Source organism: Dactylosporangium siamense, assembly GCF_016862795.1.
Taxonomy (GTDB): domain Bacteria; phylum Actinomycetota; class Actinomycetes; order Mycobacteriales; family Micromonosporaceae; genus Dactylosporangium; species Dactylosporangium siamense.
The window spans coordinates 82640-102547 of record NZ_BONQ01000050.1; the positions used below are offsets into that span (position 1 = coordinate 82640).

The window sequence follows — 19908 nt, forward strand, 5'->3', positions numbered from 1 at the left end:
GGCATGCCGATATGGGGACAGTGGCACGACGTTCGACTGTGGCGAGCCAGCTCCCCGACGGCCACAAAGTCGATGGCACTTTGAGACGTTAGCCGGCGGTCGCATCGGGTAGCGCGGAACGCCGCGTTCGTACCGCGGCTTGAAATTTGGGGCGATCGGCCGTGGGGAGTTCAAGTTGACCAAGACCAGTGTGGAGCCGGTGGTTGTACCGCGGCAGGCTCGTCGTCGAGGGCTGTGGCTGTCTGTGGCCGCGGTGGTCGTGGTGCTCGCCGCCGGCGGGTTCGTCACGCTCAGGCTGGTCAGTCCGGTGCCGGCGCCACGGATCGTGCAGACTGTGCCGCGGGTATACGCAATCCCAGGCGTTCCGCCAGTGTTGCCGTGGCCGGAGGCCGGGCAGGCAGCGGTTGAGATTGACGGGCTCGGCCGGCTGGGCTCCTCCGGTGGTTCCCGACCCGTGCCGATCGCTAGCGTCGCCAAGGTGATGACCGCGTACGTTGTCCTGCGGGATCATCCCCTGCGCCTGGACGAGAACGGCCCCACGCTGACCGTCTCGGCTGAGGAGGCCGCCGCTTATCCGTCTCAGCTCGCCTCCGGCCAGTCGCTGGTCCAGGTTGTGGCCGGCGAGGTGCTCACCGAACGGCAAGCCCTTCAGGCCCTGCTTTTGCCCTCGGCCAACAACATCGCCCACATCCTCGCCCGGTGGGACGCCGGCAGCAGCGATGCGTTCGTGGCCAAAATGAACCAGGCCGCAGCCGGCCTCGGGATGGCAGACACGCGCTATACCGACCCGTCCGGGCTCGCACCGTCCACCGTCAGCACCGCTGCCGACCAGGTCACCCTGGGCCGGGCGGCAATGCAGGTGCCGGTGTTGGCGCAGATTGTGGCGATGCCGCAGGCCACGCTCCCCGTCGTCGGGCCGGCCAGTAACGTCAACACCCAGATTGGTAAGGACGGGATCGTCGGCATCAAGACCGGCTCCACCGATGAGGCCGGCGGCTGCCTGCTCTTCGCGGCCGAGATCTCCGCAGAAGGGCAGCGGCTCAGGATCATCGGCGCCGTACTCGCACCCGGCCCGAACATGGCAGACGCCTTCGAGGCCACCCGTCGCCTGATCCAAGCCAGCAGCGGCCTGCCGCACAAGTACCGGGCCGTGCGCGCCGGAGATGTTGTGGCGACCGCCCGGGGACCGATGGGCAGGAGTACAACCCTTGCCGCAACCGGCGACGTGGACGTGCTCGGCTGGCCCGGCTTGGCCTACCAGATCGATACCCTGACCACCATGCCGCGCCGCCACATTGCAGCGGGGACCCATGTCGGCACGCTCAAGCTCACTGCCTCAGCCACGGCCGTAACCACTGCCCTGCAGACCACTCAGGCACTCGCACCACCCAGCCGGTGGGAGAGGATCACGCACGGGTGACTGCCGGCATCCTGCTGTGGCGTCACCCGAACACACCCGCGCGACGAGCTGCGCGTCGACCCCGTTCACTGCTACGCCCAGATCTTGTGAGAACCGAGAGGTGAGACCCCTCCCGGCTACTTGACCTTGCGGCCCGTGGTGATCTCCCCGCGCTCTTCGGGCTCACGCCGGGCCGGCTTCGGCGGCGGGGCGGCCTTCTCGATCGGGAACCAGAAGCCCCTCACCGGCGGGGCGAGCGCGCCGACGCGGTTCATCTTCCTCGGCACTACCCAGCCGGCGTACTCCGGACCGTGCTCCTCCTCGGCGCCCCGCCCGTCGCCGGCCACCGGGAGCGGCTGGTGGATCTCAACGAAGCGGCCGTCCGGCAGGCGCTGGATGATGCCGGTCTCGATGCCGTGGACCAGCACCTCGCGATCGTGCTGCTGCAGGCCCAGCGCGATCCGGTATGCCAGGTAGTAGGCCAGCGGCGGCAGGATCAGGATGCCGATACGCCCCGCCCAGACGATCGCGTTGAGGCTGATGCTGAACTTGTCGGCCACCACGTCGTTGCCGCCGGAGACCAGCAGGACCATGTAGAAGGCGATGGCCATGGCCCCGAGCGCGGTGCGGGACGGGTTGTCCCGCGGGCGCTGCAGCAGGTTGTGGACAGCCTCGTCCTTCGAGAACCGCTGCTCGATGAACGGATACAACATCGGCAACATCGCCAGGAGACCGGGCAGCACAACCGTGGGCCAGAAGATCGGCGGGAGGGTGTAGCCGTTACCGAACAAGTGGAACCGAATCTCCCACGCCGGGAAGAGACGGGCCGCGCCGTCGAGGAACATGACGTACCAGTCGGGCTGGCTCGCCGCCGACACCACCGCGGCCTTGTACGGGCCGAACAGCCAGATCGGGTTGATCTGGAAGAAGCCGGCCAGCGCGGCCATCACGGCGAACACGATCATGAAGAAGCCGCCGGCCTTGGCCGCGAAGCCGGGGACCATGCGCACGCCGACCACATTGTTGTTGGTCCGGCCGGGGCCGGGCCACTGCGTGTGCTTCTGCTTCACCAGCAGGCCCATGTGCACGCTGATGAGCGCGAGCAGCAAGCCGGGGACCAGGAGCACATGCACGATGTAGAGCCGGCCGAGGATCACCTCACCCGGGAACTCACCCCCGAACAGCGAGGTGGTCACCCAGGTGCCGACGATCGGGATGGACAGCATGATCGCGCTCGCGATGCGAAGGCCCGTGCCGGACAGCGCGTCGTCGGGCAGCGAGTAACCGGCGAAGCCCTCCAGGAAGGCCATCCAGAACAGCAACATGCCGACGATCCAGTTGGCCTCGCGGGGCTTGCGGAACGCGCCGGTGAAGAAGACCCGGAACATGTGCACCACGATCGCGGCCACGAACAGCAGCGCGGCCCAGTGGTGCATCTGCCGCATGAACAGGCCGCCGCGCACGTCGAACGAGATCTGCAGCGTGCTGTTGTACGCCTGGGACATCTCCACACCGCGCAGTGGCGCGTAGCTGCCGTCGTAGACGACCTCGCGCATCGACGGGTCGAAGAACAGCCCGAGGAAGGTGCCGCTGAGCAGCAGCACGATGAACGAGTAGAGCGCGATCTCGCCCAGCAGGAACGACCAGTGGTCGGGGAATACCTTGTTGAGCAGGCGCCGCAGCGGCGTCGCCGCCTGGAAGCGCTCGTCGAGCGCCCCGGCGGACTTGGCCGGCAGGGCCCGGACGTCGGTTTTGCGCCGCTTCATGACCGCTCCCGGAGGGCTGGTCCAACCGCAACTTGTTGTAGTCCCTTTCGGGGCTTGCGTACGCTCCAATAGCCGCCACCCGGCGGTGTTCAATATTCCCGCTTGCCGGGCTGCGATCGCTCCCGCGTCGGGCCTTGGGGGTTCGTTCTGGGGCTGGTGCGGGTCTACTACGGCGCACCTCCCGTGATCGGAATGCGACCCCGGCTACCTACATTCTACGAGGTCGGCCGCGCTGAGGCTCCTCGCGGAGGTGGTTGAGCGCTGACCCGGCGTGGACGCCGTCGCCTCCACCATCGGGCTCGGCACGGCGCTGGAAGACAGCACGACCATCGAGGCCGTCGGCGTCACGGCACCGCAGGCACCCGGTGACCCGACCGGCGAGCCGCTGTTCGGCCTGCGGTAGGACATGACCCAGATCGATGTACCGCAGGCCTACTCGACCAGATCATCGCGGACACCGAGCAGCTGGCCCGGGAACGGGGCCTGAACCCGACTCCCGTCCCGCGGGGCTGAGGCACGCGGCGGTTTCAGTCGCGCTTGAACGGTGAAGCTCTCGAACCGTCGGCGTCCGTCCCTGCCACCAAGGTCGGCGTTCGCCGGGCTACGGTTCCCGCCCGACGTCATCATGGTCGCCGTCCAGCTCTACGTCGAAGAGGGTCCGGCGCACCGGCTTCAGACCGGAGCGTGCGGTGCGGTGCTGACCAGGGGCTCACCGCGAGACTTCCACCGGTGCTACGAGGGCGTGACGCCGGTGCGGCCGCTGACCGCGAAGGTTACCGGCTTGATCGTTCTGTAACCCGCTCGCGACCAAGCAACCCCTTGACACGGGGCGCGCCCGAAGAGATATTTGGCAACCAAGCGCTTGTTAGGTTCGAGGACTCCTCGCCCGACCGCACGCAGGAACGACGTGGCGATAGCGACGTAACGGTTGAGCCCAATGCATTTGTCCCGGTGAGGTAAGGGGTAGACGTGGCCACATTCAGGAGATCGGCGACGCTTGCTGGAGCGCTGATCGCCGCGTTGGTGGTGTTGGCGGGCTGCAGCAAGAGTGGCTCCGACGCACCGAACACCGGCACGGCGACCGGTAAACCCATCATCATCGGCTTGGACCAGGACAGCACTGGTCCGGGCGCTTCATACAGCAACATTTCCGGCAAGACGATCCGGCTGGCCATTCAGGACATCAACGACAAGGGCGGCGTGCTCGGTAGTCCGCTGCAGCTCGTGGTGGGCAACGACGAGAGCGACCCGACCAGGTCGCCGGCCGTGGTGCAGAAGTTGGTCGGCGAGGGCGCCAAGCTGGTGCTGATGCAGACGGGTAGTGCGGCAACGGCGCAGGCCAAGCCGATCCTCGCCCAGCTCGGCATCCCTGCCATCGCCCCCACCAGCGTGACCCAGACGCTGGTCGACCCGCCGAACAACGAGTTCATCTACATGCTCGCCAACGCGACCGGCGACTGGGCCAAGGTGTACTGCGGAGCGTTCGAGAAGGCCAACATCAAGAAGATCGGCGTGCTGACCGACGACTCCCCGACCATGGCCGCGGTGGACAAGGCGCTGTTCGACGCGATGCCCTGTGTGCAGATCGCAGCGTCCGAGAAGGGTGCCACCGCGGCGTCCGACCTGTCGGCGCAGGTGGCCCGAATCAAGGACGCGAACGTCGACGCGGTGATGGTGACGAGCCTCGGTGGCGCGTTCGAGGTGCTCGCGCAGAACACGCTCGCCAGCCAGTTGGCCGCGAAGCCGCGGTTCTCCCTCGCGTCGATCGGCAACCAGCCGGACTCCTGGAAGCTGGCCAACCCGGGCGCCCTCAACGGTTTGGTGTTCATGGGTTCCATCAACAGCCAGAACCCTCGTACCCAGGAGCTCACCAAGTTCCTGAAGGACAAGAACGGCGCCGACTACGAGATCACGGCCTACGATGCCCAAGCCTGGGACACCGTGCACATCGTCAAGCTCGCGATCGAGAAGGCCGGCGGCGCGGACGACCCGAAGAAGCTCAACGAGGCGATCCAGAGCATCACCGGATACCAGGCCTCGTTCGGCCAGGCAAGCTTCACCCTGTCCTACTCCGCCACCAAGCACCTCGGTACGGATGGCCTGTGCGGCCTGTCGCTGATCGAGTTCGGCGCGGACAACAAGCCGAAGGGACCGTGGGCGACCTACCAGCCGCTCTGCTGATCGGACCGGAAGCTGGCCGTGGGGCGGACATCCTCCGCCCCACGGTCGTCATCCGTCCTGGTTCAGCGGCCATGACGCAGCACCGCATCGACAGACTCGAGGAAGTGGGTGACCAATGCCGCAGGACGACCAGTTCGAGGAATCACGGGTCCGGGTGACCATGGCCGTTACTGACTGCCTGCACCGGTATGCGAGGGCGGTCGATCGGTGTGACTGGGACTCGGTGCGTGCGTGCTACCACGACAACGCCTTCGATCACCACGGTGCGTACCGAGGAGGGGTCGACGGGCTGATCGAGGACATGAAAGCTCGCCATGCACAACTGGACTCGTCGGTTCATTTCATCACCAACGTGATCGTTGACCTGCCTGACCCGGATGTCGCATTGGTCGAGTCCTACTGCCTGTGTTATCTGAGGCGCCGTGAACTCGAAGCCTCCGGCGCGCAGCAAATGACGACGGTGAAATGTCGCTACCTGGACAAATTCACGCCGGATGCCGTTGGGCGGTGGCGTATCGCCTCCCGCATGGTGTTGTTTGACGAACTGTGTGTCGGCGAGATTCGGGACAGCCGGCCACCGGCAGCCACTCGATCGGAGAGGGATCGAAAGGACCCATTGTGGGTCTTTCTTGATCGCGGAGCGGACTGGAACTCAGCAGATTATGCCGCTGGGTCGAAACGCCAGTGACCGGGAGCGCGCCGACCCCCGGCAAACCCTCGGCGCCGGCCGAGCCCGCCTTCGGCGCTTACGCCTCGGCCGGGATTACCCGAACCGGGGTGCCCTGCAGCCATGACACGACGTCTTCCACCACGTGCGAGAAGAACCGCTCGTACATCGGCACCGAGACATAGCCGATATGTGGTGTCAGGACGGTGTTCGGCGCGTCGCGCAGCGGGTGGTCTGCCGGCAACGGCTCGACGGAGAACACATCCAGCGCGGCGCCGGCGATGACGGCGTCCGACAGGGCCTCGGCCAGGGCGTACTCGTCCACGATCGGCCCGCGCGAGGTGTTGACCAGATAGCCGCGCGGGCCGAGCAGTGCCAGCTCGGGTCGACCGATCAGGTTCCTCGTGCGTTCACTCAGCTTGAGGTGGACGGTTGCTATGTCGGCGCGCTCGAACAGTTCGCGCTTGCCGACACGCTGCACGCCCATCGCCTCGGCCCGCTCGCTGGTGAGATTCTCGCTCCAGGCGACGACGTCAACGTCGAAGGCCCGCGCGTAGCGGGCGATCCTCGAGCCGATATTGCCCAGCCCGATGATGCCGAGGGTCGATCCAGCCAGCTCGGGACCGATCGTGGTCTGCCACCGCCCGGCCCGCAGCGCGGCATCCTCGGCCGGCACCCGACGGGTGACCGCCATGATGAGGGCCCAGGTCAGCTCGGCCGTGGTGTGCGGCACGCCGCCAGTTCCGCAGACCACGATCCCGCGGGCATGTGCGGCCGCGACGTCGATCGCCGCGTTGAACGGACCGGTGGTGACCAGGAGGGCCAGGTTGGGCAGCGTGTCGAGGACCGCCGCCGGGAACGCCGTCCGCTCCCGCATCGCCACGACCACCTCGAACGGCTCCAGCCGGCGGACCAGGTCAGCCGGGTCGGTGATGTGGTCGTGAAAGAACGTGACGTCGGCCCGGCCGTCAAGCGGTGTCCAATCGGCGCTCGACCGGGCGACGCGCTGATAATCGTCAAGGACGGCGATCCGGATCGGCATGGCGCGGGCTCCTTCGATTGTGGATCCAGTTCGTCGCGGTGGCGCCGCTGACCGTCAACACCCGCTATCGTGTACGCCTAACAAGCGCTTGGTTGTGCCATTCTGTTTCGGCGCTCGGGGCGTGTCAAGTCAGGTCGAGGCAGACGGGAAGGGTCGGTGTCGGCACGTGATATCCACAGTGCGCCTGTGTCCTCGTGGTGGATTACAAAGATTGACTTCCGGTGGGCCATCTGCGAGCGTGCGATGGCTGTTCCAACCCGGCGTGATCATCGCCGGCGACGATCCGGACGAGGTCTTCAAGATCCCCGCGGTTGTCGGCGCCGACCTGGGAGTTCGCCATGTTTGAGACCTCGTCCCTTGCCGTCAACGATGAGGGCACGCGGGCCCCATTCGGCGTGAACACCCGTCCCGGTCGGCGTTCGCTCGCCGACGTCGCCGGGCACCCGGTGGGCCAGGACTGACGTGGCCGACGGGACGCGGATCTGCGTGCTGCCGGCCGCACCGCACTCCGCTCCGGCCGACCGCGACCAGATCGAGGATGCGGTCCGGGCGGGCGGGGGCACGCTCAGTGGGGTGGCCGACGCCGACGGGATGATCTGGACCGACTGGTCCGACCCGGCGGCTCTGGGCGCCACGCTGCGCGAACACCCGCAGGTGCGCTGGGTGCAGCTGGTCACGTCGGGCGTGGACGCGTTCGGGCCACTCATCACCGATGACCGGGTGTGGACGTCGGCCAAGGGCGCCTACGCCGAGCCGATGGCCGAGTGGGTGCTGGCCACGCTCCTCGCCGGGTTCCGCGGCGTGCCGGGCTACGCCCGCGACCGCCGGTGGGAGCCGCAGTCCACCCGCTCGCTGTTCGGCGCGCGCGTCACGATCGTCGGCGGGGGAGGGGTGACCAGCGCCCTGATCCGGCTGCTGGCGCCGTTCGGGGTGACCATCGACGTGGTGCGCCGGGCTCCGGTGAACGTACCCGGGGTCCGTCGCACTGTGGGGCCGCAGCTGCTCGAGGAGCTCGCACCGCAGACGGACGTGCTGGTGCTGGCGCTCGCCCTGACACCGGAGACGGTCGGGTTGGTGGACGCCCGGTTGCTCGAGCGGTTGCCGGACGACGCCTGGCTGGTCAACGTGGCCCGCGGCGCGCTGGTGGTCACCGATGACCTGACCGTGGCGCTCGAGACAGGACGCCTCGGCGGTGCGGTGCTGGACGTCACCGAACCCGAACCACTGCCGGCCGGGCACCGGCTGTGGCGCCTCGCGAACTGCCTGATCACGCCGCACACAAGCTGTCCGGCCGAGTTGGCCGCGCCCTTGCTGTTGCGACGAGTTCGGGACAACGTCGCGCGGCGGGTCGCGGGGCTGCAACTCGACGGGGTGGTGGATCCGCGTGCCGGCTATTGATTGGGCGGACCTCGAGGCGACGGAGGCGGCCGCCAGGCTGCGGCTGCCCGAAGAGGTGTACGACTACTTCGCCGGTGGCGCCGGCGACGAAACGACCCTGGCCGCCAACGTCGCGAGCTGGCGGCAACGACTTCTGGCACCGCGCGTGCTGCGTGGCGTGCGTGGCGTGGACGCCGGCGTCGAGGTCCTGGGTTGCCGGATGACCACACCGATCGCGGTGGCGCCGATGGGTCTGCAGCGGATGGCCCACCCCGACGGCGAGATCGCCACCGCGGCCGCAGCAGCGGCGACAGGCACCGTCCTCAGTGTCTCGACCTACGCCACCTCCACTGTGGAGGAGGTGGCCGCGGCCGGTGGCGTCCAATGGTTCCAGGCCTACGTGCTGCGGGACCGCGGCCTGAGCCGGGATCTGCTGCAGCGCGCCGCGGCGGTCGGCTACCGCGCCGTGTTGCTGACGGTCGACGCGCCGGTCGCGGGCGACCGCCGCCGCGACCGCCGCCACGGTTACCGGCTGCCCACCGGCGCGAACCTGCGGCTGGCCAACTTCCCTGAGCGTGGGCAGGTTTCGGCCAGCTACTCGATCGAACTGGAGAACACCCTGACGCCCGACCTGATCGGCTGGGTCGCCGACGTCAGCGGCCTGCCGGTCGCGGTGAAAGGCGTTCTGCGCGGAGACGACGCGAAGGTCGTCGTCGCAGCGGGGGCCAGCGGGGTCGTCGTTTCCAACCACGGCGGTCGGCAGATGGACGGCGCGGTAGCCACCGCCGACGCGTTGGTCGAGGTCGCCGCGGCGCTGTCCGGCACCCCCGCGCACGTCCTGGTGGACGGCGGTATCCGCACCGGTGCGGATGCGGTGCGGGCGCTGGCGCTGGGCGCCCACGCGGTCCTGGTGGGTCGTCCGGTCCTCTGGGCCCTGGCGGTCGGAGGCGAGGAGGGTGTGCGTGGTCTGCTGACCGCGCTGCGCGAGGATCTGCTGCGCACAATGACACTGTGCGGCGTGTCGTCGGTGGCCGAGATCGGTCCCGACCTCCTGCGCGGACGGGTGATGGCAGAAGCCCCCGTCCCATCATGTTCATGAGCGGCCTTCGAAGGCTCGCGCGGACTTTCTGCGGTGGACGCTGTCGGACGGGGCCGGCGCGGTCGTGCTCCAGGCGCGGCCCCGTGCGGACCGGCCGAGTCTGCGGGTCGAGTGGGTGCGGTCGGTGTCGTAGGCGCACGAGCACCCCGCCTGCATGCGGGCCGGTGAAGGCCGGCTGGACGCGCCGTCGGCCGCCGCGGCTCCGTGAGGTCCGTTGTCGCTGCCGACCGCCACTCCTTGTTGTTGATGTTTCGATGGAACGCTGCGTCGATGAAGGGCGACGTTTGCGGAGAAATCCGAACTGGCCAGTGGATCTACCCGATGCCACAACATTGCCGGCACCGGTCGCAAATCGTATTCCGGGCGCAGAGCGGTACGGGAGCGGACAATTTTCGGTCGCTATTCGTGAGTGCCGCCGTACGGTCCGAATTTGGAGTGCTTTACCGAGAAAATGTGCGGTTCAATCGCCCGGCGGCCCGGGGACTTTGGTCTACCCTCTGCGACCGGCGCACGGCCGGGCCGTCACAGAACACACCGCGACGGCTCGTCACAGCGTGTGGCCGCCACCTTGGCACGTAGCCGGAGGCTCCGACGATGGCACAACACGCGACGCGGTCACGTTCATTGATCGCCGTCCTTTTGCACTGTCTGCTGGCATTCGCCCTGATGGCGCCGACCACGCTCCTCTTCACCCGGGTCTGGGGCTCGGTCGGGGAGCGGGCCCGGTTCGCCCAGTCGGAACGCAACGGCATCCAGTACATCCGCAGTCTCGGTCAGCTCACGATCGCGCTGACGGACGCGCAGTCCGCCGCGGTCTCGGGGCGCCCGTTCCCGCGGGACACGATCACCCGCGCGGTCGAGGCCACCGCTTCGGTCGACGCCCGGCTCGGCGGGGACCTGCGGACCCACGAGCGATGGTCCGGGCTGCGTGCCAAGATCGAGGCGCTCGCGGCGCTGAGTGCCGTCGACCCCGCCACGGCGTTCAGCACCTTCGGTGAGGCGACCGACATGCTCCTCGCGCTGTACAAGGAGGTCCGCGACAACTCGCAGCTGACCCGCGAGCAGGACGTCGACGCGTCCTACCTGCAGGACGGCGCGGCGCAGCAGCTGCCCGAGGCCGTGGTGGCCGCCGGCCGGTTCATGGACCTGGCGGTCATCGCCGCCGGGCGGCCCCGCAACGACCCGGCGGGCACGGCCGCCAACCTGCTCAACGCCCGTGACGCGGTGACCTACCCTGCCAACGACCTCGCCGCCGGCCTGCAGGCCGCGGTCGACGGCACCAGCAGCCGGACCCTCAGCGGCAACCTGCTGAGCCGGCTGGACCGGTTCCGGCGCGGCATGGAGACATTGACCGCGACGACGGTGCCGGTCGACGGCCGGACCGCGGTGAACACCGCGGCGCTGCGGGACGTCCGCAACGAGGTCCAGACGGCCGCGTCTGAGCTGGCGGCGACGATTCTGGACGAGCTCGACCTGCTGATCAGCGCCCGGATCGAGGACCTGGGCCGGCAGCGGCAGACGGCGGCGGTCACCCTGGCGGTGGCGGTGCTGCTGGCGCTGGTCCCGCTGACCGTGCGGCTCGTCCGGCCCCGCCGTCGACCCGTCGCGAACCCACCCGTCCCACCGGCCCCCCAACCGGCCGAGGACGTGGTCCCCACCTGGCGCCGGGAGCCGACCGGTGCTCGCTAGGCTCCGCATCCGTGGCAAGCTCGCGGTCCTCCTCATCGCCCCGCTGGTCGCGATCGTGCTGCTCACGGTCGTCGTCGTGGTCGACCGGGTCGGGCAGGCCGGCCGGGCGGCGGACACCGCCCGGACCGCCCGGGTCGCCGGTGACGTCGGCGCGCTCATCCAGGACCTGCAGCAGGAACGGCTGATGGCGGTTGGGTACCTCGTCCAGGTGGTCGGCCGGTCGCGGCTGCTGCTGCAGACGGCGGCGGTCACCGACCGGGTCACCAACCTCAGACTCGACTACGCCGGCGACCTGTCACCGGAGGTGGCGGACGCGATCGACGACGTGCAGTCGCTCGCCGGGCTGCGTGCCGCACTGGTGTCCGGCAGCGCCGACGTCGACGGGGTGCTGACCCAGTTCACCGCGGTCACCGGCCGGCTGATCGACGCGCTGCGGCTGATGGACGCGGCCGACGCGACCACCGCCGAGGGCCGGCAGCTCCTGGCGCTGGACGCGCTGCTGCGGGTCGACGAGGGCAACAGCGCCGGCGCCGCACTGATGACCGTCATGGTCGCCACCCGCGCCCAGCGTGATCTCGCCAGGTACGCCGCCAACGCCGCCGCCGTGCAGCCGAACCTGGACCGGTTCACCGCCTCCGGGACCCCCGAACAGGTGGACCTGTACGGTCTGGTCACGGCCGCGTTCGCCTCCCGCGTCGGCGGCGGCTTCGTGGAGAGCGTCGGGACCGACCCGGCCGCCGCGATCGCCGATCTGCGGGTCGCCACGCTGTTCCCGTCGCTGGAGTCCTACATCGCGCTCGGCCGCTTCGTGGAGAAGCGGATCGTCACCGACGTCACCGCGACGATGACCGACCTGGAGCGGCGGCAGACCACCACCGCGTATGGTCTCGTCGCCGGCATGCTCGTCCTGCTGCTGCTCGTCATCCTGCTGAGCACGGCGATCGCGCGCACGGTCGCGCGGCCGCTGACCCTGCTGACCGCCTCCGCCGCCCGCGTCGCGCAGGTCACCGAGGACGAACTGGTCCGGGTCGCGGACGACGAGTCCGCCGCGCCCGAGCCGGTGCGACTGGAGCGGATCACCGTCGGCGGCCGGGACGAGATCGGCGATCTGGCCCGGACCTTCGAGCGCGTGCAGCAGACCGCGGCGCAGCTGGTCGAGCGGCAGGTGGCCAGTCGCCGCAACGTCGCGCAGATGTTCGGTCACGTCGGCCGCCGCACACAGAACCTCGTCGGCCGGCAGCTCGGCCTCATCGACCAGCTGGAGCGCGACGAGACGGAGCCCAACCGGCTGCGGCAGCTGTACCGGCTGGACCACGTCGCCAGCCGCTTGCGCCGCAACGCCAGCAGCCTGGTCGTCCTGTCCGGCGGCACCGGCACCAACCCGCACCTGGCGCCACTGGCACTGGCCGACGCGGTCCGCCTGGCGCTCGGCGAGATCGAGGAGTACGACCGCGTCGACGTGCAGCTCACCAGCACGATCATGTTGGCGCCCGCGGTCATCAGCGACCTGGTCCTGATGCTGGCCGAGCTGATGGAGAACGCGACCTCCAATTCGCCGCCGCACACCCGGGTCACCGTCACCACCGGCGAGAGCGCGACCGACGTGCGGGTGTCGATCGTCGATCACGGCATCGGCATGCCGGCCGAGCGGCTCACGGTCGAGAACGCCCGGCTGGAGCGCCGCGAGCGCATCGACCTCGCCCCGACGGAGGTGCTCGGCCTGTTCGTGGTGGGCCGGCTGGCGCGCCGGCACGGGCTGCGGGTGTCGTTGAGCGACACGCCCGGCGGTGGCGTCACCGCGACCATCGTCGTCGGGCGAGAGCTCCTGGACGGTTCGGCCGCACCGGAGCCGCAATCGCGGGAGACGATCGCCTCGGTCGTCGACATCGGCGCACTCACCCGGGCCACCCACTCGATCGACGGCCGGCAGCCGTGGAACGCGTTCGCCGCGCCGCGCACGCTCGCCGCCGTCGCGTCACCGCCGGCCATCGCCGCTGTCGTGGCACCGCTGGATGCCGACGCCACCGCTGAGACCCCCGCGCTGCTGCGGCAACCATCGCGGCAGGGGCAAGGGTTGCGACGGCGGGTGCCGGGGGCGCAGCTGTCGGCCGGCACCCAGGCCGCCGGGACCCCGGCGCAGTTCGTGGCGGCTCCTCCCGATCCGAGCAGCGCGCAGGCACTCGTCGAGGCGTTCGAGGATGGTGTACGCCGAGCGCAGCACGACGTCACAGCACCCCCGGCCGACCAGACGCCACCGCTGCCGCCACCACCGTCACTGCCGCCACCGCCACAGTTTCAGTCGCCGCCACCGCGGCCGGCCACCGCCGGTCGGAACCTGAGCAGGCGGGTGCCGGGTGCCACGTTGCAGGACCCCGGTGCCATCCCGAGACCGGGGCTCCACCCGGTGGAGAGCCAGTCATCCCACGATCCCGACAGTGCACGGAAGCTTGTCGAGGAGTTCGAGTCCGGCGTCCTGCGCGCACTGCGCGAGGTCAGATCAGAAGGATCATCACAATGACGAGTCCGTTCATCCAGGACAGCACGCACCGCCAAACCTCTGGTGGGACGCCCAACGCCGCACCGATGAGCACGGAGGTGCAGACCTTCAACTGGCTGCTCGATTCGTTCACGTCCGGCACCGCCGGCGTGGTGGAGGCCATCGCGGTCTCTTCGGACGGCCTGCTGATGGCTACGTCGGCCTCGAAGGAACGGGCCAACGCGGAGCGCCTGGCGGCCGTCGTCTCCGGGATGACCAGCCTCGCCAGCGGCGCTTCCGCCTGGTACACCCTCGGCGGGCTCAACCGGGTCATCGTCGACATGGTCGACGGCTACCTGTTGATCACCTCCATCAGTGCCGGGTCGGTCCTCGGTGTCATCGCGACCCGCTCGGCCAACCTGAGCACGGTGGCCTACGAGATGACACTCTTCGCCAGCCGGGCCGGCGCGGCGCTCACCCCGCAGCTCATCGCCGAGCTGAAGAACGCGGTCCTGCGGTGACCGTGCCGCCCGGGCAGGAGCCGCCCGGCATCCGGCCGTATCTGCGTTCACCGGTCGCGCCGGTCTCACCGGCTCCGCCGGCAGCGTGGAACCGCCCCGCGCACCGCGCACCGGACAACCTGCGGCCGTACGTCCTGACGGCCGGGCGGGTGCAGGGCGACCACCCGGCGGTGAACCTGGAGACGCAGGTGACGATCCGGCCGGGGGCGCCGTCGGACGTGCGGTTCATGCCGACCGAGCTCCAGGCGATCCTCACCACCTGCGTTTCCCCGGTGTCGGTTGCCGAGATTTCGGCTCAGGCCCACCTGCATCTCGGCGTGACCAAGATCCTCGTCGGCGACCTATGCGCCGCCGGATATCTGGACATCCACCAGCTCGAGGTCGACCCCGTCCACAGTCCCGACGTCATTTTGCGAGTAATCCATGGACTCCGTGCGATCTCCTGACGCAGCACCCGTACCAGTCAAGATCGTTATCGCCGGTGGCTTCGGCGTGGGAAAGACCACGACGGTCGGCGCGATCTCCGAGATTCCTCCCCTGACCACCGAGGCCGAGATGACCTCCGCGGGGGTCGGCATCGACAACGCCGGGCACCGCGTCGACAAGGTCACCACCACCGTCGCGATGGACTTCGGCTGCGTGACGATCGACCGCGCGCTCAAGCTGTACCTGTTCGGCACGCCTGGCCAAACACGCTTCGGGTTCATGTGGGACGATCTCGCCCATGGCGCCCTCGGCGCGCTCGTGGTCGTGGACAGCTCCCGCCTCGACGACTGCTACCCGGCCGTGGACTACTTCGAGCAGTCGGGGCTGCCGTTCGTGGTGGCGGTCAACGCCTTTGACGGCGTGCTTGCCAACGACCTGGAGAGCGTCCGGTGGGCACTCGCCGTCGCCGACCACGTGCCGGTGATCGCGTTCGACGCTCGCGACCGCCTGTCGGTGCGCGACGCGCTGCTCGTGGTGCTCGACCGGGCCCTGGACCGGGCGGTCAGCAATTCCCGTTCATAGCCTCATTTCGGCGGACCAACCAGCCGCCTGACTCAGCCGTGTCGCGGCACGGTGTGCCACCCGTGCAGCCCGCGCAGCCAGCGTTCCGCGCGCGGCCGGTCGACGATCCACGCCTGCCATCGTCCTTCGAGGCGTGGGTCGCGCCGGGCGACGGCCGAGTAGAGGCGCATCGCGGCGTCCTGCGCCGCCTGCCGGGCCAGTTCGCCGGTGCGTTTATGCCGGCGGACAGCGGAGGGTTCGACCAGCCAGAGCGCCACGTAGAACAGCGCGGCGACACCGGCCTCGGGTCCGCGGGTCGTGACCGTGCCCCGCAGCCCGCCGCGGAGCACGAGCTCGGCCGTCTCGCCCGGGTCGTCGCCGAGGCCCGGCGCCAGGGTGTGGGCGATCTCCGCGACGTCCTGGCCGATCGTCGCGTGCGAGGCCGCGATGTACAGGGCGTACCGGACCGCCAGGGCCTGGTCCGGGGCCGGGAGCCGGGCAACGGCGTCGGCGAGGGCCCGGGCGTGTTGCGGCCACGTGCCGGGCACCGGTGCGCGGCCGGTCAACCGGAGAAAGTCCGACCATGCGCGGCCGTCGGGTCCGGCGTCGGTGCGCACCACGGCCGTCAGGTCGCAGCGGGCAGCGCCGACGTTGTCGAGCTCGTGGGCCAGCCGTTGCCGGATGACCTGGTTGCGCAGGGCCGGCCACGCGCCGGGACCGGTCCCGCTCACGCAGCCGGCGACGGCGGCCGCCGCCCGCCACTGCTCGCCGTCGGGCAGCCGGCGCGCCACCTGGCGGGCCAGATCCACGCAGATCCCGCAGCGTCGCGGGGCAGCCCATTCGCGCAGCGGCTCCAGTGCCTCCATCGGGTGCAGCGCGCCGAGCAGCGTCTTGAGCCGGGACGCGGGGAGCGTCGCACCGGTCGCGCGAGCGAGGTTGCCGTCGGCCCTGAGCGCCCTGGCTGCGGCGGCGACATCGACGAGGCCGTGGTCCAGCGCCGCGGCGAGCATCTGGGCCCACATGTCCGGCGGCATCCGCCGGTTGTCCGCGAGCCACAGCACGTGCGCCGCGCCGGCGCTGATGACGGCCGCGCGGAGGTCGCCCGTCGCCGGGAGGGCAGCGCCGCGACAGGCGGACGCGATGAGTCCCTCGGGCCAGTGCCGCACCAGCGCGGGGTCGGTGAGTGCCAGCCGGACCGACTCGGCGACGAACGCCTGGACGCCGTGCCGCGTGGTCGTGTCCAACAGGCGAAACGCCGTGCGGGACCCGTCGGGCGTGGCGACCGCCCGTGCGGCCAGCTCACCGATGGACGTCCAGGTCTCCTGTTCGAGGGCGGGTCCCACACCCCGCAGCGCCTCGACCGTCGGCCGGTCTCCCGCGCCGAGCGCGCCGGCAATCACCTCGCGGGCCTGGATGCGGTCGAGCAGGTCGGCGGCGGTGCCAGCGGAGCGCAGGCCGGGCAGCAGGTCCCGCGGTTTCGGGTCCTTGCCGTCCCGCAGCACCAGCAACGCCCGGCAGGCGCTGAGAAACGTCGCGCGCGGAGACGGTCCGCGCTCGCGCGCCGCCCAGGAGTGGGCGACGTACGACCGTGACCGCTCGTCGCCGTTGAGGGTCAGCCGGGCCACGTCGCGTGGCAGGGCGACGCCGGCATCGGCGAGCAGGACCTCGGCATGCAATTCCAACGGGTCGTCGTCCGGAGGCGTGGTCGCGGCGAGTCCGTAGTTCGCCCGGGTCGCCCGCGGCTCGTACGTCGAGACACTCAGATCGTCCAGGACTTCCGGCAGGACCGTGGTCACCCGCTGCAGGGCGCCGACGATCAACGCCGAATCCATCGACAACAGCACCGGCCGGCCGGCGTGCGCGAGGACCGCGGTCAGCACGGCCGTGGTGACGTCGTCGTCGGCGGGGATGGCCGCGCCGGGCTCGAAGTCGCCGATGGAGACGGCCGGCAGCCACGCGTCGTCGCCGACGATCGCCGCGCCGGACCACCATGACGGCGATGCCGCGCCGGCGAGCAGTTGCCGCGCCGGAAGCTGCTCGGGCCGGTCGATGAGCACGTGGGCGGCGAACACTCCGGGCCGGCCGAACTGGTCGACGCCGTTGTGCACGCGGCGAAACGCGTAGCGCAGACCCTCGACGTCGCGCCAGCCGAACGACGTCGGTGCGGTCGCCGGGTCCCGCCACACCGGTGGATACACGAACTCGGTGCACAGCTCGCGCGCCTGCCGCCGGGCGATCGTCAGCCGGTGGAAGAGCCGCTCGGTCGCGGCCACGATCTGCCACATGCCGCGGCCCTCAAGGCCGTGGTCGGCCCAGGTGAAGTACAGCTGCTCGGCCAACAGGCACCGGACCGGTCAGCGCAGTGCCGTGGACAGCCGCCACAGCACGACCGCGAGCGGGTCCAGCACGCGCCGCGGGCTCGGCAGGATCTCACCGTTGGGACCGGGCGTCGCGCCGATGGCCGAGACGGCGTGGAAACTGACTCTGCCGTACTGCTCGGCGGTCCGCACCAAGCGCTGCTGGCCGAGCTCGATCAGCAGGCTCCGGACGTAGGCGCTCGATTCCTGCATCGCCTGCAGCCACGCCTCCTGCGAGCGGACCCGGCCGAGGCCGGGATCGAGCAACCGCGCCCCGCCCGGGAACAGCTGGGCGAGCAGGTCGGCCTTGGAGATCACCACGGTCACCGGGACCTTCCGGCGGCCGGGCTCGAAGTCCAGCTCGCGCAGTGTGGCCGCGAGCAGGTCACGCTGATGGATACTGCGCGCCCTCGGCAGCTGCTCGCGCGGGACACGGGCCCGGACGGCGTCGAACTCGAGCGGGTCGACCAGGAAGATCAGACCCGAGGAGCGCCGCAGGAACCCGGCGTTCTGGGCCCGCTTCACGTGGTCCATCAGCGTCTCACCGGCGATGTCGTGCGTCATCACGAGCATCGGCCGGCCGCCGTCGATGTGGGCACGGAAATTCAACGGCTGCTGGTTCGCTCTGGTCTTCTCGGGTGTCGACTGCAGGCGGGTGTTGTCGCGGTACACGTGGTTGTAGTAGTTGGTGTAGAAGTGGCGCGCCGTCTCCTCGTCCGGTTCGAACTCGCGGAACCCGGCGGCGTCCAGGCCGTCGCCGTTCATCGCCTCGTTGAACGCGGTCGTCAGGTAGTACGTCTTGCCCGCGGCCGTCAGGCCGACGATGGACACGATGTGCGCCTGGCGTTCGTCCAGGTCCATCGGTAGCGGCGAGTCGCACTGGGGATTGCTGCAGAACCGGCGGGCCATCCGCTCCGGCGGGAACGTGTTCAGCGGCACCAGCGGATACTCGCCGGTGTAGGCCGGGGGCGGCGGGGTGAACCACCGCCCCCGGCGCACCGGATCGGGCGCGCGCGGCGCACGCCAGGACCAGAGCACGTCGGTCAGGCTGGGTTCCGCGGGCCGGCGCGGCGCGGGCGGCATCGCACGCGGCTCCGGGCGCCGCGATATCCGCGGGGTGGCCGTCTCGCTCTCGAACTCCTGCAGGGCCGCCAGGCCGGCGGCCCGGGCGGGCCTGGCCATGGCTTCGGGCGGCGGCTCGACCGGGTCGGGGTACGAATACGGGTCCTCGACGGGCGGCGGCGCGTTCGTCGCACGGATCGAGCAGCGGTTCAGCACGATCACCTCGCCGCAGAACGGGCAGACCCGTCGCACCGTGTAGTCCACGTCGTCTCATCTCCCGTCGGTGTTGCTGTCGCTGTCCGAGCCGGAACCGGCGTCAGTTGTCGAACGGATCCCGGCGGGCCTGAGCGGGCGGTGGCATCCAGTCGCCCCGCGGTGCGCCTGGGCGGGGCCCGGGTGCACCACCGCCGCCGGAACCGGTGCTTCCGCCGCTTCCGCCGCTTCCGCCGAAGAGCCGGCGGAGCTGGGACATCCGCCCCTGCCCGACCGGAAGGTCGGGGTCGAACGCGAAGACGATGGTGAGAATGACACCGACCACGAACGACACGTTCGGCAGCGCCGCCGCTCCGAGCATCACCCCGCGCGTGTGCGTCGCCTCCGCGTAGATGCCGACGAACGCGGTCGCCGAGAGCATGCCGACGAAGCCGAGGACCCGCGCACCGATCCGGGTGCTGCGCTTGTAGGTCCGCACGAGGAAGAAGCCGAGCGCGGCACCGGCGAGCGCCGGGACGACCGCGGCGCCGACGGCCGCGGCCGTGCTCGGTCCGCGCGCCCCGGCGAGCGCGTCGACGATGAAGAGCGCGTAGCTGGCTCCGGCCGACTGCGCGCCGAGGACGACGAGCGCCCCGGCGGCCAGCGCCGCGATGCGCAGCACGCGCTCCCGGCGGTCCGGGTCGGCGAGCGCGTCCGCGACGATCGCGATCACGAACGCCGCCATCGAGCCGATGAGCAGCACGTGGAGAATGAGATTGAAGACGACTGCCATGCCGGCACCTTTCGTCGTGCCACCGCATCGGTGTTGGTGACCGAGTGTATTGTCGACGGTTGCGCAGCGCCTCCAACGAACGGCGTCAGTTCCCGATCGGACGTCGTCAGGGACCCGACCTGGTGTTTCGAAGACCGCCGATCATCGAAGCGGCGTCGATCGTTCGGGTGTGCCGCGATCCTGCCGGCGTCGAACCGCGGCCCAACCGGTCAGCGATCGCCAACGGAACGGTCGTCGACGATTGCGGCGCGTCTGGTGCCACGTGCTGGCTGCGGTGCGGCGGTCGGCGTGTCCGGGATA

General features: G+C 70.2%; 16 protein-coding genes. 11 read left to right on the forward strand and 5 right to left on the reverse strand.

The features are described 5' to 3' along the window. Window positions 1-175: 175 nt before the first annotated feature. On the forward strand, window positions 176-1420 hold the full coding sequence (locus Dsi01nite_RS16255; RefSeq protein WP_203846983.1) for a D-alanyl-D-alanine carboxypeptidase family protein: 1245 nt from the start codon (window positions 176-178) through the stop codon (window positions 1418-1420). 116 nt (window positions 1421-1536) lie between these two features. Here Dsi01nite_RS16255 and qcrB read toward each other — a convergent pair whose 3' ends face one another. Further along, window positions 1537-3165: a cytochrome bc1 complex cytochrome b subunit gene (gene qcrB / locus Dsi01nite_RS16260; RefSeq protein ID WP_203846984.1), complete on the reverse strand. Its 1629-nt coding sequence runs from the start codon at window positions 3163-3165 to the stop codon at window positions 1537-1539. A 271-nt stretch (window positions 3166-3436) separates the two neighbouring features. Here qcrB and Dsi01nite_RS58320 point away from each other — a divergent pair, with 271 nt between their 5' ends. The 3 genes from Dsi01nite_RS58320 to Dsi01nite_RS16270 all read left to right on the forward strand — a co-directional run bounded on the left by Dsi01nite_RS58320 (window position 3437) and on the right by Dsi01nite_RS16270 (window position 6034). Next, window positions 3437-3568 (forward strand): hypothetical protein, encoded by a 132-nt coding sequence (locus tag Dsi01nite_RS58320; RefSeq protein ID WP_275423372.1) that lies wholly within the window; start codon window positions 3437-3439, stop codon window positions 3566-3568. A gap of 566 nt (window positions 3569-4134) precedes the next feature. After that, window positions 4135-5346: an ABC transporter substrate-binding protein gene (locus Dsi01nite_RS16265; RefSeq protein WP_203846985.1), complete on the forward strand. Its 1212-nt coding sequence runs from the start codon at window positions 4135-4137 to the stop codon at window positions 5344-5346. 115 nt (window positions 5347-5461) lie between these two features. Further along, the gene (locus Dsi01nite_RS16270) at window positions 5462-6034 is read left to right on the forward strand and encodes a nuclear transport factor 2 family protein (protein WP_203846986.1); all 573 of its coding nucleotides are present in this window, start codon (window positions 5462-5464) and stop codon (window positions 6032-6034) included. A gap of 58 nt (window positions 6035-6092) precedes the next feature. Here Dsi01nite_RS16270 and Dsi01nite_RS16275 read toward each other — a convergent pair whose 3' ends face one another. Further along, a complete protein-coding gene (locus tag Dsi01nite_RS16275) occupies window positions 6093-7055 on the reverse strand; it encodes a D-2-hydroxyacid dehydrogenase family protein (RefSeq protein ID WP_239135926.1) in 963 nt (320 codons plus the stop codon). 462 nt (window positions 7056-7517) lie between these two features. Between Dsi01nite_RS16275 and Dsi01nite_RS16280 the strand changes: the two genes are divergently transcribed. The 7 genes from Dsi01nite_RS16280 (at window position 7518) to Dsi01nite_RS16310 (ending at window position 15225) form a co-directional block, all read left to right on the forward strand. Beyond that, window positions 7518-8453 carry an NAD(P)-dependent oxidoreductase gene (locus tag Dsi01nite_RS16280; protein ID WP_203846987.1) on the forward strand — a complete coding sequence of 312 codons (936 nt, stop codon included), beginning with the start codon at window positions 7518-7520 and terminating at the stop codon, window positions 8451-8453. After that, window positions 8440-9531 carry an alpha-hydroxy acid oxidase gene (locus Dsi01nite_RS16285; protein ID WP_203846988.1) on the forward strand — a complete coding sequence of 364 codons (1092 nt, stop codon included), beginning with the start codon at window positions 8440-8442 and terminating at the stop codon, window positions 9529-9531. Before Dsi01nite_RS16280 ends, Dsi01nite_RS16285 begins: the two co-directional genes overlap by 14 nt. Window positions 9532-10197: 666 nt before the next feature. Next, window positions 10198-11220, forward strand: coding sequence for a hypothetical protein (locus Dsi01nite_RS16290; protein ID WP_203846989.1), 1023 nt, complete (start codon window positions 10198-10200; stop codon window positions 11218-11220). After that, window positions 11210-13738, forward strand: a complete 2529-nt coding sequence (locus tag Dsi01nite_RS16295) for a sensor histidine kinase (RefSeq protein ID WP_203846990.1) — start codon at window positions 11210-11212, stop codon at window positions 13736-13738. Before Dsi01nite_RS16290 ends, Dsi01nite_RS16295 begins: the two co-directional genes overlap by 11 nt. Then, on the forward strand, window positions 13735-14217 hold the full coding sequence (locus Dsi01nite_RS16300) for a roadblock/LC7 domain-containing protein (protein ID WP_203846991.1): 483 nt from the start codon (window positions 13735-13737) through the stop codon (window positions 14215-14217). Before Dsi01nite_RS16295 ends, Dsi01nite_RS16300 begins: the two co-directional genes overlap by 4 nt. Continuing rightward, window positions 14214-14663 carry a DUF742 domain-containing protein gene (locus Dsi01nite_RS16305; RefSeq protein ID WP_203846992.1) on the forward strand — a complete coding sequence of 150 codons (450 nt, stop codon included), beginning with the start codon at window positions 14214-14216 and terminating at the stop codon, window positions 14661-14663. Before Dsi01nite_RS16300 ends, Dsi01nite_RS16305 begins: the two co-directional genes overlap by 4 nt. Then, entirely contained in the window at window positions 14641-15225 is a 585-nt protein-coding gene (locus tag Dsi01nite_RS16310) for a GTP-binding protein (protein WP_203846993.1), read from the forward strand. Before Dsi01nite_RS16305 ends, Dsi01nite_RS16310 begins: the two co-directional genes overlap by 23 nt. A gap of 32 nt (window positions 15226-15257) precedes the next feature. Here the strand turns inward: Dsi01nite_RS16310 and Dsi01nite_RS16315 are convergent, their stop codons facing one another. Genes Dsi01nite_RS16315 through Dsi01nite_RS16325 form a run of 3 tightly spaced genes read right to left on the reverse strand, consistent with a single transcriptional unit; the run spans window position 15258 to window position 19608 of the window. Beyond that, on the reverse strand, window positions 15258-17543 hold the full coding sequence (locus Dsi01nite_RS16315; RefSeq protein WP_203846994.1) for a GAP1-N2 domain-containing protein: 2286 nt from the start codon (window positions 17541-17543) through the stop codon (window positions 15258-15260). 15 nt (window positions 17544-17558) lie between these two features. Continuing rightward, a complete protein-coding gene (locus Dsi01nite_RS16320) occupies window positions 17559-18887 on the reverse strand; it encodes a TRAFAC clade GTPase domain-containing protein (RefSeq protein ID WP_203846995.1) in 1329 nt (442 codons plus the stop codon). A 52-nt stretch (window positions 18888-18939) separates the two neighbouring features. Next, window positions 18940-19608 carry a hypothetical protein gene (locus Dsi01nite_RS16325; protein WP_203846996.1) on the reverse strand — a complete coding sequence of 223 codons (669 nt, stop codon included), beginning with the start codon at window positions 19606-19608 and terminating at the stop codon, window positions 18940-18942. Between the last annotated feature and the right edge of the window lie 300 nt (window positions 19609-19908).